This window comes from Halorubrum tropicale (assembly GCF_001280455.1).
In the GTDB taxonomy this organism is placed as follows: domain Archaea; phylum Halobacteriota; class Halobacteria; order Halobacteriales; family Haloferacaceae; genus Halorubrum; species Halorubrum tropicale.
Genome location: NZ_LIST01000001.1, coordinates 189,796 through 204,208, shown reverse-complemented (window position 1 = coordinate 204,208; position 14,413 = coordinate 189,796). Strand labels below are relative to the sequence as shown.

The window sequence follows — 14,413 nt, the reverse complement described above, 5'->3', positions numbered from 1 at the left end:
TCACGGACGCTCGCGGCGCCCAGCGCCCTCGACGCGACCTCTCGGCGCGCCGACAGCACAGAAGAGATATATCCGGTGGCGGAAAACAGGGGGAGACGAACCGATGGCGCGACCGATCAGCCGACGAGCCGCGCTCACCGGACTCGGCCTCGCGGCCGCCAGCGCCGGCTGTCTCGGTCGCACGGAGAACATCGCCGGACGGGACCCCCACTCGCAGCTGACCCTGGAGATCAACACCACGCCCGCGGACGCGGACCCGAACGGCATCCGCATCGCGAGGCAGCTCGAGGAGCACCTGACCGCCGTCGGCGTCGACGTCCGACTCAACACCGTCGGACAGACCGACCTCTGGCGGAAGGTGCTGATAAACCAGAACTTCGACGTCTACGTCGGGCAGTTCGTGGAGACGGACCCCTTCGACCCGGACGCGCTGTACGGGCTGACCCACTCGCGGTTCGTCGCGGAGCCGGGGTGGCAGAACCCGTTCGGGCTCACGGAGATCGCGGTCGACGACCTGCTGGAGCGACAGCGCCGAGCGACCGCCGACGAACGGAGCGACGCCGTCGCCGCGCTCCAGGAGACGGTGTGCGACCTCCAGCCCTTCTCCGTCGTCGCGTTCCCCGACGCCCTCACCGCCGTCCAAGGGGACCGCTTCGAGGGCTGGACGGAGGACCGCCAGCCGGTGTCGGTCTCCGGACTGCTCGGCTTGGACCCCGCGCCCCCGGAGGACGGATCGGCCGGCGACGGCGACGCGACCGGCGGCAACGCGACGGCCGCGGACGCCGACGACGAGTCCGAGCGCGTGCTCCGGCTCGTGACGACCGACGACCGGATCACGCAGAACTGGAACCCGATCGCGGCCGAGTTCCGGCGGCACGGCACGTTCACCGGGCTGCTGTACGACCCGCTCGTCCGCGCGGACGGGGAGTCGATCCTCCCGTGGCTGGCGGCCGACTGGGAGCGGGTCGACGCGACCGCCGTCGACGTCACGCTCCGCGACGCCCGGTGGCACGACGGCGAGCCCGTGACGGCGGACGACGTCGCGTTCACCTACCGGTTCCTCCGCGACACCTCGCTGGGGAGCGTCGAGACCTCGGTGCCGACGCCGCGGTTCCGCGGGCGGAGCTCCCTCGTCGAGGACGAGCGCGCCCTCGACGACGCGACCGTCCGGCTCACGCTGCCCGAGGTCAACGACCGGGTCGCCGCCCGGGCGCTTCAGGTGCCGGTCCTCCCGGAACACGTCTGGGCCGACCGGACCGAGGCGGCGACGATCGCCGGCTTCGAGTTCGACTTCGAGACGACGGAGGCGGTGGTCTCGAACAACCCCGACCCGGTCGGGAGCGGCCCGCTCCGCTTCGTCGAGGCGACCGCGGAGGAGTCGGTCGTCTTCGAACGGAACCCCGACCACTTCCTCGTCCGCCCGGCGCCGGACGCCGACGACGAGACGGCGGCCCCCCGCGCGGGGATCCCGTCGCGGTACCACGGGAAGCCGGCCTTCGACCGGCTCCGCGTCGAGGTGCTCCCGTCGGACATCTCGGCCGTGGAGGCGGTCGCCGAGGGGCTCGCGGACGCGACCGCCGCGAACCTCGGCCCGGCGTCCGTCCCGCGGATCGGCCGCTCGGACGCCGCCAGGCTCGTGAGCGGCCGGTCGGCGGCGTTCTACCACGTCGGCTACAACGCGCGGCGGAGCCCGCTGTCGAACCCCCGATTCCGGGCGGTCGTCGCCCGGCTGATCGACAAGGCCGCGCTCGTCGACGAGGCGTTCGACGGGTACGCGAAGGCGGCCGCGTCGCCGCTGGCGGCGTCGCCCGACGCGGTGCCGCAGTCGCTCGCGTGGACCGACGGGACCGACCCCGTCCACCCGTTCTTCGACGACGACGGGTCGCTGGACGTCGCGGCCGCCCGCGAGGCGTTCCGCGAGATCGGGTATCGCTTCGACGACGAGGGGCGGCTGCTCTCGCGGGGCCAATGACGCCGTTCCTCTCGGTCGTCGCGTCGGTCGTCGCGTGGGTCGGGGCGATGCTCACCGCCGCGTCGCTCGCGGTGCTCGGTCCCGCCCGGATCCGGGCGGCGTGGCGCGGGCTCCGCGACCGGATCTGGGACGCCCGTCGGGCGATCGCGCTCGTCTGCGTGGTGCTGCTCGCCAGCGCCGTCGGCCGGGGCTCGCTCCAGACCGTCTCCAGGCTGTTCGGCGTTCAGGCGACGGCGCTCATCTACGCGCTGGAGGGCGGGTTCGTCGCGTGGGTCCAGGCGACGTTCGCGACCCCCGCGCTGACCGCGTACTTCTCGTGGGTGTACGTGTACGGCTACGCCTTCCTCCTCTCGTTCCCGGTGATCGCGTACCTCGCGCTCCCGCGGACGACGGCGCTCAGGCGGCTCCTCGTCGCCTACGCGCTCAACTACGGGATCGGGTTGGCGCTGTACACCCTCGTGTTCGCCTACGGTCCGCGGAACGTGATACCCGACATGGTGACGCCGCTCCTGTTCACCAACCAGCCCGACGTGATGCGCCTCGCGAGCGAGGTGAACGTGAACACGAACGTCTTCCCGTCGCTCCACACGTCGCTGGCGGTCACCGTGGGGACGTTCGCGGTCCTGACCCGCGAGGCGTTCCCGCGGTGGACGCCGCTGGCGGTCCCGCTCTCGCTGTCGGTCGTCGTCGCGACCATGTACCTCGGGATCCACTGGCTCACCGACGTCGTCGCCGGGTTCGCGCTCGCGTTCGGCTGCGTCGCGCTCGCGTTCCGCCTCGTGGACCCGCGGAGCGACCCCGTCGAGTCGCGGAGCGACGCGAGCGAGGACCGGTCCGAGGCCGGCGCGGGCGACTGACCGCCCGTTCCGGCGTCCCGTCGGCGCGGCGATCTCGTCCCGATCAGACGCCCTCGACGAGCCGTTCGAGCTGTTCGGGCGGGACCGCGCCCCGGGCGGCGTGGCCGTCGTACGCGAACGTCGGGACGCCGGAGACCCCCCGGCGCCGCGCGGCGTCGAACATGTCGGTCACGCGCTCGCGGAGGTCGTCGTCGCCGAGCGCCTCGTCGACGACGCCCGCGCCGAGCCCCTCGACCTCCGCCGCGATGTCGGCCAGCACGTCGCGGTCGCCGATGTCCCGGCCCTCAAGCCACAGCGCGTCGAAGACGGCCTCGTCGAACGCGAGCCACGCGTCCGGCGCGGTCTCGCGCACGCGGACCGAGACGACCTGCGCGGGCAGCGAGTCGACCTCGGTCGCGAGTTCGAGCTCCATCTCGTCGGCGCCGTACTCCGCTTGGAGGCGCCGGACGTTCTCGCGGGCCTGCTCGTAGTACTCGTCGCCTTTCCCGGTGTCGGCGTCGTGGTCGATCTCGCCGTCCGGCCCGCGCTGTCCCGCGCGGAGGTCGAACGGGTGCCAGTCGATCCCGAGCGGCTCCTCGCGCGTCTCCTGATACCGCGAGAGCGACCGCCGACCGAGGTAGCAGAACGGACAGACGTAGTCGGAGTAGACGGTGATCGCCTCGCGCTCGTCGGCGCCGGCCGCGGCGTCGGAGTCGGTTGCCATGCCCGCCGGTACGCCGCGGAGCCGAAAAGGCCGTTCGGCGACGGCAGGCGCCGACGAGCGCGCGCGACCAGATCACTACCAATTAATACAACTACGTTGTACCACCGCGTATGCCCGAGTACGACCCGGTCGACCCGCCGGTCGCGCTGACGGTCGCCGGCAGCGACAGCGGCGGCGGCGCGGGGATCCAGGCCGACCTGACCGCGATGACCGCCCACGGCGTCTTCGGCGCCTCGGTCGTGACGGCGACGACCGCCCAGAACACCCGCGGCGTCGCGGACGTGAACCCGCTCCCGGCCGACCACGTCGCGAGCCAGTACGCGGCGGTCGCCGACGACTTCGACGTGCGCGCGGTCAAGACGGGGATGCTCGCGACCGCAGGGATCGTCGAGACGGTGACCGAGGCGGTCGCGGACGCCGACGTTCCCCTCGTCGTCGACCCCGTGATGGTCGCGGCCACCGGCGACCGCCTGCTCTCGCCCGCGGCCGAGGCGGCCTACGAGGACCTGGTCGCGGCCGCGACGCTCGTCACGCCGAACGCGGACGAGGCCGCGGTGCTGACCGGCGACCCGGTCGAGACGCCGGCCGACGCCGCGGCGGCCGGGCGCGAGCTGGTCGCGCTCGGCGCGGACGCGGCGCTGGTGAAGGGCGGACACCTGACGGGCGGAGACGGCGGCGACGACACCGTCGTCGACACCCTCGTCCGCGCCGAGGAGGAGGGCGAGTCCGGGGTCGCGGTCGACCGCTTCGAGACGCCGCGGGTCGACACCGCGGCGACGCACGGCTCCGGCTGCGCGCTGTCGAGCGCGATCGCGGCGCGGCTGGCGCGGGGCGAATCGGTTCGCGAGGCGGTCGAGGCCGCGGTCGAGGGGATGACCGAGGCGGTCCGGCGCGGCTACGACGTGGGCGAGGGGCCCGGCGCGGTCAACCCGACCGTGCTGGGCGCTGAGTGAGGGCCGCCCGCTCGGACCCGGGCGATCACAGGTACGCCAGCGGGACCATCAGCGCGACGCCGAGCGCGATCCCGCCGACGAGGACCGGTTTGCCGCCCCGCGGGAGGTCGGCGCCCGTTTCGAGCGCCTCGGGGACGAACTCGGTGAGCACGAGGTAGATCATCGCGCCCGCCGCGAAGCCGAAGCCGTACGGCAGGAACTCGCGGGCGTACCGCACGAACGCGAACGCGATCACCGCCCCGATCGGCTGCGGGAGGCTGGAGAACACCGACCACCACACCATCTTCCACTTCGAGACGCCCATCGACCGCAGCGGGATCGAGATGGCCGTCCCCTCGGGGACGTTGTGGATCGAGATGGCGACGGTCATGAACACGGCCAACAGCGGGACGGTGAAGCCGAACAGCTCCGTCCCGCCCTCGAGTCCGAGGTCCGCGAAGGAGACGCCGACCGCGATCCCCTCGGGGAAGCTGTGGACCGTCAGCACGCCGAGGATCAGGATCAGCTTCTTGAAGTCCGCCTCCGCGTACTCCCGCGGATCGATGTCGGCGTCCAGCAGCACCTCGTGGGCGAGGACGACGAGGACGACTCCCGCGAGCATCCCGACGCCGATCTCGACGGCGGTCCCCTCCGCGAGCCCCTCCTGAACGAGGCCGAACAGCGACGCCGCGAGCATGATCCCCGACGCGAAGCCCCACAGCGCCACGTTCCCGCGGTCGCTGATCGTCTCGAAGAAGAAGAACGGGAGCGCGCCGATCCCGGTCGCCAGCGCCGTGATCAGCCCGGCGACGAACACGAACGCGTAGGCGTCGATAGCGGCCATTCCGTGTCGAGACTACGACGCTCCCGGTGATAATTCCGCGGGATGCCCCCACGATCCGGGAATCGGTCGCCCGCCGGGCCCGGTCCGATCACCCGAGCCCGCGGATCGTGGCGGCGAGGAACGCGAGCAGCAGCAGCGCGACGAAGAGCAGCAGCGCGGTGAGCTTGATCCCGATCGCCGGTCGCAGCGCGCACGGTCTCCTCCCACGCTCCTCTCCGGTCCGCTGCGAGCGGTTCGGCGCGTCCATGATCACGTCCCGTTCGACCGGTCGGACGCGGGCCGCGGATCGGCGTCGAACGCGTTCGCCGGGGCCGAGACCGCCGTCGAGTTCTCCGCGCCGCTCGACTCGTCCGTCGACCGCTCGCCGGTCTCCGACGGTTCCGTGCCCGTTTCGTTCGGGCTCGACTCGCCGCCGTCCGCGGGCGACGAGGCGTTACCGCCCGCGGTCGATGCCGTCTCTGGCGGGCTCGATGCGTTCCCGTCCCCCGGCACCGAAGCGCCGTCACCGTCGGGCGCAGAGGCGTTACCGTCTGTGGACGGTGCCGTTTCGCTCGGGCTCGACGTGTTGCCGTCGGTCGGTGCCGAGACGTTGCCGTCGGTCGGGCTTGAAGTGTTGCCGTCGGGAGGCGCCGAGACGTTCTCGCCCGGGCCGGCGGCGGTCGCCGTCGGCGCGGTTCCGTTCACCTCGGCCGTTCCGTTCGCGACGGCCGCGACGGCGAACCCCTCGCCGGCGGACTCGTCTATCTGCCGGAGTTCGTCCGGCGTCTCGAACGTCGTCGTCACGGTGGCGTTCGCGGTGAGGACCGCGATCGTGGCCCCCCCGGCGAACGCGACGCCCCACACCAACACGGCGAGGGCGACGAGCGCGACCAGTCCGCGGTTCGCGGTCATCTGTCCGCCTCCGCGGTGCCGTCCGCCGGCGCCGGCGTCGTCGCGGGAATCCCCCGATCCGGGTCGTCGATCGCGTCGACGTCGGCCTCCCCGGCGCCGGTCGTCGCCGCGTCAGCGCCCCCGTCGGTCTCGGACACGCCGCCGTCGGCTGTCGGGGCCGGCGCGTCGGTCTCCGCCGACGCCGCGCCCGAGCCGCTCCGGTCGAGGACGCCGCTCGCCGGGATCCACGCCGCGAGCGCGCCCAGCAGGAGCGTCGCGGCCGCGACCGCCACCGCGATGGCGACGGCGGTGCGCAGCTCGAACGCGACGTAAATCGCGTACGGGGTGACCGCGGCCAGCACCGCCGCCGCGCCCCCGACCGCGTCGACCGAGACGCCGCCGGAACCGCCCGCGGCGTCCGCCGTCGGGGCGGCGTCGGACCCGGTCGCGGGCTCGGGCCCGACCGCCTCCGCGCCCGTGTCGTCGTCCGACTCTCCGACCGGCTCGGCGGTCGTCGGGGTCCGTCCCTCGGACTCGCTGCGGCCGCGGACGATCGACCAGACCTCGGTGGCCGCGAGCAGGCCGAAGGGGAGCATGACCAGCGCGACGAACCCGACGCGCGTGCCCGCGAACTGGATGACGTAGCCGATCCACGGGATCGTCAGCGCCACGACGCCGACGATGTTCCCGGCCGGGACGAGCCCCGGATCCGGCCCCTCGTTGGCGTCGCCCATCGTCTCGAACGCGAGCGCCGCTCCCTCGCCGCTCACGCCGATCACCCGATGCGTCACCGGCACGTCGCTCGTGCCGCGGACGAACGTGATCACGTCGCCCTCGGCGATCGCGGTCGGGTCGCGCTCGGCGACGATGACCACGTCGCCCGGCGCGATGGCGGGCGTCATGCTCGCCGTGAGCACCACGAAGCTCTCGTCGGCGCCGACGACCTCGGGGACCGCGAACACCGCGAACGGCGCGACGACCGCGATCAGCAGGACGATCCCGAGTACGTTCGCCGCGCGCTTCGCCCGCCGTGATGTGAGTAGTTGTGTCATCAGTTCGCCTCCGTGCCGCACAGCGGCTCGTCGTCCGTGGTCGTTCCACCCACGATCTCGAACTCGTCGGCGGGGCCGAACCGCATCCCGACCGCGAGCGGCTCCGAACAGCTCACGTGGATGGGTATCGTCGCTCCGCCGTCGACCGCGATTTCGATCTCCGGCCCGAGTCTGTCCGCCGGGCCGCCGCCGTTGGTGTTGCCGTTCTTACCCTTCCGAGTCACATCGCTCCCGTCGAGCGTGAACGCGTCTCCGTCGGCGACCCTGCCCGCGAAGAGCGTCCCGCTCGTGCCGCCCTTCGTCGAGACGACCGCGATCGACTGCTCGTCGCTGCCACGGTAGCCGATGTCGAGCGACGCGAGCGAGACTGCTTCGTCGTCGCAGACGACGCAGTCGCCCCCGCCGCCCGTCTCGACGGTGTCGATACAGACGCCGATCGTGACGTTGCTGACTCCGTACCGCGTGCCGTTTTTGGGATTCACTGGCGCGAACACGATCCCGTCCGTCTCCGGGTCGACCGGGTCGACCGCGACGGGGTCCGGGTCGCGGTCCGGGCCGCCCTTGACCACCACCGTACACATGTCCGGTCCCGAGTCGCCGTCGGCGTCTCGGAGTCGGAACGCGACGCCGACGACCTCGCCGTCGTCCTTCGTCTCGACGCCCGTGATCTCGATCTGGTGGGGCCCCGCGCCGTCGAGCAGCATCTCCAGCGGGAGCACGTCGCCCACCGCGGTCGACGCGCCGAAGTCCGCCTTGCCGAACGGGACGCACTCGGGGCAGTCCGTCTCCTCGCAGACGACGGCCGCGAAGGGGTTCCCCCCGGGCGCGTTCGCCTGCTCCTCAGAGACGTGGCGGCACTGCTCGGCGTACAGTCGGACGGTCAGGTCCGTCGCCTGCCCGCCCACGTCGGGCGAATCCACCGGGAGGTACGGCGCGACCTCGACGACGATCGGGTCGCCGTCCGGGTCGAGGCAGCCGGCGTCGATCCGCACTCCGGTCGCGAGGTCGCGCTCGACCTCGGCGAGGGGGCGGTAGCCGCCTGTCACCGACTCGCCGTCGACGACGACCTCGACTTCGAGGGCGTTCCCGAGCGAGTCGCCGTCCGGGCAGTCCGTCGCGAGCCACACCCGCACGGGGTTCGCCGACGCCTCTACCTCGAACGTCTCGGGCTCGGGCCGGTCGGCAAACGTCGTCCGGTCGACCGCGAGCGGCCCGACGGTGACGACGCCGTTCGTCGGCGTGCCGTCGACCGTCAGCCCGACCTCGCCGGCGCCGAAGACGTTGTTCGCGAACGTCTCGCGGTCCGCGAGGTACGCGCCCGTGCCGATGCCGCTCGCCATCCCGACGGCGCCGACGCCGCCGATCCCGGCGAGCAGCCGGCGGCGGCTCAGCCCGCTCGGGCGCCGTCCGGCGCCGTCTCCGGGGGTCATTGCCCCACCTCGGCGGCGTCGCCGCCGGTCGCGTCGCTCATCGCGAAGGGGTTCCCCTCGGCCGAGCAGTCGTCGGCGGCGAACCGCACGTCGAAGTCGACGGCGCCGCCCTGTCCGGCGTTGCCGCCCTCGCCGTCGAACTCCCAGGTGAAGGTCAGGCAGCGGCGCTCCTCGGTCGTGAGACAGCCGTTCCCGAGCAGCGTTGGATCGAGTTCGATCCCCGTCGCCACCGGGGCGGCGCTGAGTTCCGCGAGCGTGCCGGCGGCGATCAGCTCGCCGTAGCCGGCGAAGTCGCTCTCGGCGCCCGCGCACGCGCCGACGCCGAGGAGGCCGGTGTCGTACCGGACCTCCAGCCGGATGCGGTCGGCGAGCGCGCGGCTCGCGGCGTCCGCGTCGTCGAGGGCCGAGCCTATCTTCAGCCACACCCGGACGCCGTCGGGCGCCGCGCCGGCGGGGTCCTCTAAGCGGAGGCCCACGCTCGCGGTCCCGGCGTCGTGGGGGAGGGCGTTGTCGACGTCGACGAGGCGGATTCCGGCCGCCTCGACGTCGTCTTCGGCGTCGGTCGGGCTCGAATCGACGACCGTCCCGTTCTCCGTGCGCCGCCAGCCGACGAGCAGGTCCCACGGCCGGTCCGTCTGCGCGTACGTGTAATCCGTGTACTCACCCCAGCTGTCCGTGCCCGTCGGTCGACCGGAGGCGGCCCCGAGGGCGGCGAAGCCGACGGCTCCGGCGCCCGCGAGTGCCTCCCGCCGCGTCAGTCCTGATTCCTTCTGTGTCATTATCTGTCGTCGCGGCTCCGAACGGCCGTGTCGTCGACACCCTCCCTACTCCCACCGTGCTCGTATGTATGCGCGTCCTACCCGTGCGGCCGGGGCTCCGTACCCCGACGGTACGGGTACCGTACCCGTCCGCGGTCGCTCGATCCGCTCGACCGTCGGTCGGTCTCGCTCGACGGCGCCGCGGCGGGACCGAACCGCCGGATCAGGCCGTCTGGGACGGACCCGCGCCGTCGTTGTGCCGCGCCTGCTCGGTGTAGAAGCTCAGATCGAAGCCGAGCGTGTCGCCCTGGACCTCGTTGCCCACGTCGAGCGGGAGCTCCCATTCGAGCGCGACGCAGTGCATCACGCCGTCGCCGCGGAAGGCGTCGCGGTCCGGGTCGTCCGCCGGGTCCGAGAGCTCGTCGTACAGCGTCGAGCGGTTGCCGTCGAGCGGGATGCCGTTCCCGTCCGCCAGCTCGGCGAGGACGTTCGCGAGCGAATCCTCCATGATGATCTTCTCCTGCGTCGCCTGCGCCGCGAGGTTCCCGAACACCGTCGGGATGTTCAGCGGGTCGTCGAGGTCGTTGAAGAACGTCGAGTCACCGCCCGAGCCGCCGGCCGGGCCGGCCATCGCGAGCAGCGTGCTGGCGCTGCCGTTCACGTTGATCGTGAACACGTCGGTCGCCGGGCTCGGCGACGCCGCGCGGGCGTCGTCGGCCGCGCCGATGGGCGAGGAGAACTGGGTGCTGCCGGTCCCGTTGAACGACTCGCCGTCCGAGAGGACGATGTTGCGCTTGTCGGCGCTCGCGCGGCCGTTCGCGTCGAGCTCGCCCTGCGCGTCGTCGACGCCCTCACCGATGTAGGTGCCCGTCGCGATGCCGCCGCCAGCGAACGGGTTCGGGTCCCCGTCGCCGTCGAACGGGGTCGAACCAGCGCTGCCGCTCACAACGTTCGCGAGCTTCTGCCGCAGGCCCGACAGCGCGCCGTCGACCACGGACAGGTCGCTGGTCAGCGTCTGCAGGATGCCGGTCCGGGGTTCGTTATCGCCCTGCTTCTCGCCGTCGAAGTACGCCACGCCCACTTGCACGTCCGCGCCCGCGCTCTGTAGGAAGTCGATGAACTGCCGAGTGCCGAGCTCGACGAGGTCGATCTTCGTCGTCTCGGTGTAGTTGCTCCCGTTGATCGCGATCGGGTCGCTGCTGACCACGCCGCCGAACCGGTCGTACAGCATCGAGCCCGAGAAGTCGAGCGTCAGCATGATGTCGACCGGCCGCGCCGCGTCGTAGACGTTGTCGCAGTCCTCGTCGTACCAGAGCTTCGCGTTGATCGCGTCGCCGAGGTCGCCCATGTTGTCCGGGTCGACGATGAGCTCCGGCTCGGTGCCGGCGCCGCCGGACTCGGAGATGTTGCCCGCCTGCATCCAGATGTAGCCGGGGTTGTCACAGAGGTGGAGCGAGAAGGTGATCTCGCCGGAGTCGCCGGGTTTCACGTCGGTGAGCTGGACCAGCGTCTCCATCTCCTCGCCCGTGACGGGGTCGACGTTGAAGTTCGCCTCCGAGAGCGGCGGGATGGTCTCACAGTCCAGGGTCGGGATGTTCGCGCCGTTGCTGTCCTCGTCCTCCTCGTCCGGGAAGTCGCTGTACTTGGACACTTCGCCGTCGATCTCGATCGACTGCTCGCCGTCGCCGTCGTGGTCGGGGTGCGCGCTGACGAACTGGCGCCCGTCGCCGAAGTCGTAGGTCTGTTGCCAGTCGACGAGCAGGTCGAGCTGCCCGGCGGTCAGCTGGTTGCCCTCGAACGACTCGGTGTCGTTGAAGTACGCCGTGGTGCCGAGGCCCGCACCGGCCGAGGCGATGCCGACCGCGCCGAGGCCGGCCAGCACGGTTCGCCGCGACAGTCCGATCGTGTCGATGTTTTCCTTGTCGTTCATGATTGTGATTCCCCGAAGGGAGTCCCACCGACGGAGTCGAACCGTCGTCCCGGCCGCCCGCGCGGGTCCGGAATGGGTGGTGGTCGGTCGGACGGGCGCCGTCGCGCCCGCCGCGCCACGCGCCGATCAGACGGTGATGGTCCCCGACGCGTCGGTGACGTTGTCGATTGCCGCGCGCCCGTCGTTCGAGCTGTTCGACGACGCGACCCCCTCGCCGCCGTCGCTGGCGAAGACCTCGTTGACCACGAACTGCGTCGGGACGCTCGACAGCGCCGGCAGGCCGCTCGTCCAGTCGATGACGAACGTGTAGGTCAGCCGGTCGGCGCTCTCGACCGCGAGGAAGCCGGGCGCGTCCTCCGCGGCGGTGTCGGTGCGGTTGTTGGTCCCGCCCGTGCCGGTGTTGCGCCGGATGTAGCCGCCGTCGCCGCTCGCGCCGCTCGTGCTGTTCGCGATGCCCGCGGACCGGGCCCCGGAGCTCGCGCTGCCGAAGCCGAACCGGAAGTCGTCGTTCGGGCTCTCACCGAGCCCGTCGGTGTCGACGTCGAAGTTGGCCTCGACGACGTAGGAGTTCGGGTTGCTCGGCCACTCGCCGAGGCCGGAGCTGCCGCCGCCGTACATGTCGCCGTCGAGCTCCACCTGCACGACCGTGGTGGGGCCGCTGCTCACCCGCGCGGTGATCCAGTTACCCTCCGCGTCGCCCTGGCCGTCGCCGTCGCGGTCGACGCCCGTGTCGGCGTCCGTGGTCAGAACGGTGTCGAACTCGACGCAGGGGTTGTTCGTCCCGTCGTTGTGGCGGGCCTGTTCCGCGTAGAACTCGAAGTCGAAGGTGACCGAGTCCGTCTGGATCTCGTTGCCGACGCTGGTGGGGACGACCCACTCGAAGCAGACGCACTGCTCGGCGACGACCGGCTCGTCGCTCTCGTCGAACGGCGCCTCGACCCCTTCGAACGCGGGGCGGTTCGCCACCGGCGCGCTCGGGTCGCCGTCGCCGTACAGCGGGACGCCGGCGCGGAGCGCCAGCATCACGTCGCGGAGGGACCCGGAGACGATCTCGTTCCCGACCTCGCCGTCGGGGGTGCAGTACGAGACGCTGACTTCCATCGCGTCGGCGATCTCGCCCATCCCCGGGCCGGGGTCGCCGCCGGTCGAGTCGTCGTCCGCCTCGGGCTCGGTCTGGCCGTTCTCGTCGTTCGCCGTGAGCTCGCCGCACATCCACAGATACGCGGGATTGTCGACGATCGAGAAGCAGAACTCGCCCTCGCCGGAGTCGCCGGGCTTTAAGTCCTCCACGTCGATGCTGAGGGGCTCGCCCTCGCCGCCGCCGACGACGTTCCCGTTGATGAACGTCCCCTCGGGGGTGGCGTACTGCGCGAAGCTCCCCTGGTCCTCGGAGTAGTCGACGTGGACGAACAGGTCCAGCTCACCCGCCGTCAGCTCGTTGTTCTCGAACGTCTCCGTGTCGTTGAAGTACGCCGTGGTGCCGAGTCCGGCGCCGGCGGAGGCGACCCCGACCGCTCCGAGGCCGACCAGCATCTTGCGTCGCGAGAGTCCGATTGTCCTGCCGTTGTCGTTGTCTGCCATGATTGTCATTCCCCGAGGGGAGTCCCACCGACGGAGTCGAACCGCCGTCCCGGCCGCCCGCGCGGGTCCGGAATGGGAGGGTGCCGCTGTCGCGGCGTTACACGTCGATACGGAAGCCCAGCCCCTCGCGGTTCGGGGGCGACCCGGCGGGCCACGACATCGTCACCGTGCCGGTGATGACGTCGCCCTCGCCGAAGGCGACCGTACTCAGGCTCACCTTCTGCTGCTCGCCGACGTTACCGTCGGCGGAGACGGAGTTGGCGCCCGTCGGCGAACTGCCGTTGAACGCGATGTCGTTAACCTCGATGGTCGAGTCGGCGCTCGACGCCTTCGCCATCACCACGACCGTGTCGCTGGTCGGCATCGGCGCGGGCGAGACGGTAACCTCGGAGCCGTCGACGGTCCACTTCGCGTCGCCGCCGTCGATGGTGAGCTCGAAGGGAACGGGCTGGCCGTTCGGCCATGCGACGTTCTCGTTCCCGCTGTGAACGGGCGTGTCGTCGGGGAGTCGGATGTCGAGCTCGCGGTTCGCCGCGCCGCCGCCGTCACCGTAGATACCGCGGGCGTGCCAGACGCTGTCCTCAAGTTCGGGGAAGCCCTCGCCCTCGACGCTCTCGACGCAGGGGTTGTGGGTCCCGTCGTTGTGCCGCGACTGGACGGCGTAGAACTCGAAGTCGAACCTAACCGAGTCCGTCTGGATCTCGTTTTCGACGCTGGTGGGGACGACCCACTCGAAGCAGACGCACTGCTCCGCGACGTTCGGTACTCCGTCGACGAACGGTTCGGTGACGCCCTCGAACGCGGGGCGGTCTGCGACCGCCGCGCTCGCGTCGCCGTCACCGGACAGGGGCACGCCCTCGATGAGCGCGTCCATGACATCGGCGAGCGATCCGGAGAGGATCTCCTCGCCCTTCTCGCCGTCGGGCGTACAGTACGAGACGGTGACCTCCATCGCGTCGGCGAGGTCTCCACCGGAAGTCTCGTCGTCGTCCGTCTCCGGCTCCGTCATCCCGTTCTCGTCGTTCGCGGTCAACTCGCCGCACATCCACATGTACGCGGGGTTGTCGACGATCGAGAAGCAGAACTCGCCCTCGCCGGAGTCGCCGGGCTTCAGGTCGGAGACCCGGATGCTCAGGCCCTCGCCCTCCTGCGTGACGATTTCGCCGTCGACGAGCTGCCCGACGACGTTGCCGTTGATGAAGCTCCCCGGGGGCGTCGAGTACTGCGCGTAGCTGCCCTGGTCCTCGGAGTAGTCGACGTGGACGAACAGGTCGAGCGAGCCCGCCGTCAGCGTGTTGTCCTCGAACGTCTCCGTGTCGTTGAAGTACGCCGTGGTGCCGAGCCCGGCGCCGGCGGAGGCGACGCCTACCGCTCCGAGGCCGACCAGCATCTTCCGCCGCGATAGTCCGATTGTGTCGTCGTTCATTGTGTATCATCCCCGAAGGGAACCCCCGGCGGCGGTCGCGAACCGCCGAGTCGGCCGC

13 protein-coding genes are annotated in these 14,413 nt (G+C 71.6%); 3 read left to right on the top strand and 10 right to left on the bottom strand.

From position 1 onward, the window contains the following. Window positions 1-103 precede the first annotated feature (103 nt). Window positions 104-1,972, top strand: coding sequence for an ABC transporter substrate-binding protein (locus tag AMR74_RS00880; RefSeq protein ID WP_053770194.1), 1,869 nt, complete (start codon window positions 104-106; stop codon window positions 1,970-1,972). Continuing rightward, complete coding sequence (locus AMR74_RS00875; RefSeq protein WP_053770193.1) at window positions 1,969-2,829, top strand: phosphatase PAP2 family protein; 861 nt, start codon at window positions 1,969-1,971, stop codon at window positions 2,827-2,829. Before AMR74_RS00880 ends, AMR74_RS00875 begins: the two co-directional genes overlap by 4 nt. A 43-nt stretch (window positions 2,830-2,872) precedes the next feature. Here AMR74_RS00875 and AMR74_RS00870 read toward each other — a convergent pair whose 3' ends face one another. Next, window positions 2,873-3,532: a DsbA family oxidoreductase gene (locus tag AMR74_RS00870; protein WP_053770192.1), complete on the bottom strand. Its 660-nt coding sequence runs from the start codon at window positions 3,530-3,532 to the stop codon at window positions 2,873-2,875. 110 nt (window positions 3,533-3,642) lie between these two features. On the opposite strand from AMR74_RS00870, the gene thiD reads away from it, so the two are divergent. Continuing rightward, entirely contained in the window at window positions 3,643-4,485 is an 843-nt protein-coding gene (gene thiD, locus AMR74_RS00865; protein ID WP_053770191.1) for a bifunctional hydroxymethylpyrimidine kinase/phosphomethylpyrimidine kinase, read from the top strand. 25 nt (window positions 4,486-4,510) lie between these two features. Here thiD and AMR74_RS00860 read toward each other — a convergent pair whose 3' ends face one another. The 9 genes from AMR74_RS00860 to AMR74_RS19485 all read right to left on the bottom strand — a co-directional run bounded on the left by AMR74_RS00860 (window position 4,511) and on the right by AMR74_RS19485 (window position 14,355). Further along, window positions 4,511-5,308 (bottom strand): ZIP family metal transporter, encoded by a 798-nt coding sequence (locus AMR74_RS00860; protein WP_053770190.1) that lies wholly within the window; start codon window positions 5,306-5,308, stop codon window positions 4,511-4,513. 88 nt (window positions 5,309-5,396) lie between these two features. Beyond that, window positions 5,397-5,555 (bottom strand): hypothetical protein, encoded by a 159-nt coding sequence (locus AMR74_RS18915; RefSeq protein ID WP_158293557.1) that lies wholly within the window; start codon window positions 5,553-5,555, stop codon window positions 5,397-5,399. A 2-nt stretch (window positions 5,556-5,557) separates the two neighbouring features. Then, complete coding sequence (locus AMR74_RS19490; RefSeq protein WP_053770189.1) at window positions 5,558-6,199, bottom strand: hypothetical protein; 642 nt, start codon at window positions 6,197-6,199, stop codon at window positions 5,558-5,560. Beyond that, a complete protein-coding gene (locus AMR74_RS00850) occupies window positions 6,196-7,230 on the bottom strand; it encodes a signal peptidase I (protein WP_053770188.1) in 1,035 nt (344 codons plus the stop codon). The genes AMR74_RS19490 and AMR74_RS00850 overlap by 4 nt, the downstream gene beginning before the upstream one ends. After that, entirely contained in the window at window positions 7,230-8,660 is a 1,431-nt protein-coding gene (locus AMR74_RS00845; protein WP_053770187.1) for a DUF7467 domain-containing protein, read from the bottom strand. The genes AMR74_RS00850 and AMR74_RS00845 overlap by 1 nt, the downstream gene beginning before the upstream one ends. Further along, window positions 8,657-9,439, bottom strand: coding sequence for a hypothetical protein (locus tag AMR74_RS00840; RefSeq protein ID WP_053770186.1), 783 nt, complete (start codon window positions 9,437-9,439; stop codon window positions 8,657-8,659). The genes AMR74_RS00845 and AMR74_RS00840 overlap by 4 nt, the downstream gene beginning before the upstream one ends. Before the next feature lie 202 nt (window positions 9,440-9,641). After that, the gene (locus AMR74_RS00835) at window positions 9,642-11,348 is read right to left on the bottom strand and encodes a vWA domain-containing protein (protein WP_053770185.1); all 1,707 of its coding nucleotides are present in this window, start codon (window positions 11,346-11,348) and stop codon (window positions 9,642-9,644) included. A 126-nt stretch (window positions 11,349-11,474) separates the two neighbouring features. After that, entirely contained in the window at window positions 11,475-12,929 is a 1,455-nt protein-coding gene (locus AMR74_RS00830; protein ID WP_053770966.1) for a SipW-dependent-type signal peptide-containing protein, read from the bottom strand. A 97-nt stretch (window positions 12,930-13,026) separates the two neighbouring features. Next, window positions 13,027-14,355 (bottom strand): choice-of-anchor W domain-containing protein, encoded by a 1,329-nt coding sequence (locus tag AMR74_RS19485; protein ID WP_082356839.1) that lies wholly within the window; start codon window positions 14,353-14,355, stop codon window positions 13,027-13,029. Window positions 14,356-14,413: the final 58 nt, after the last annotated feature.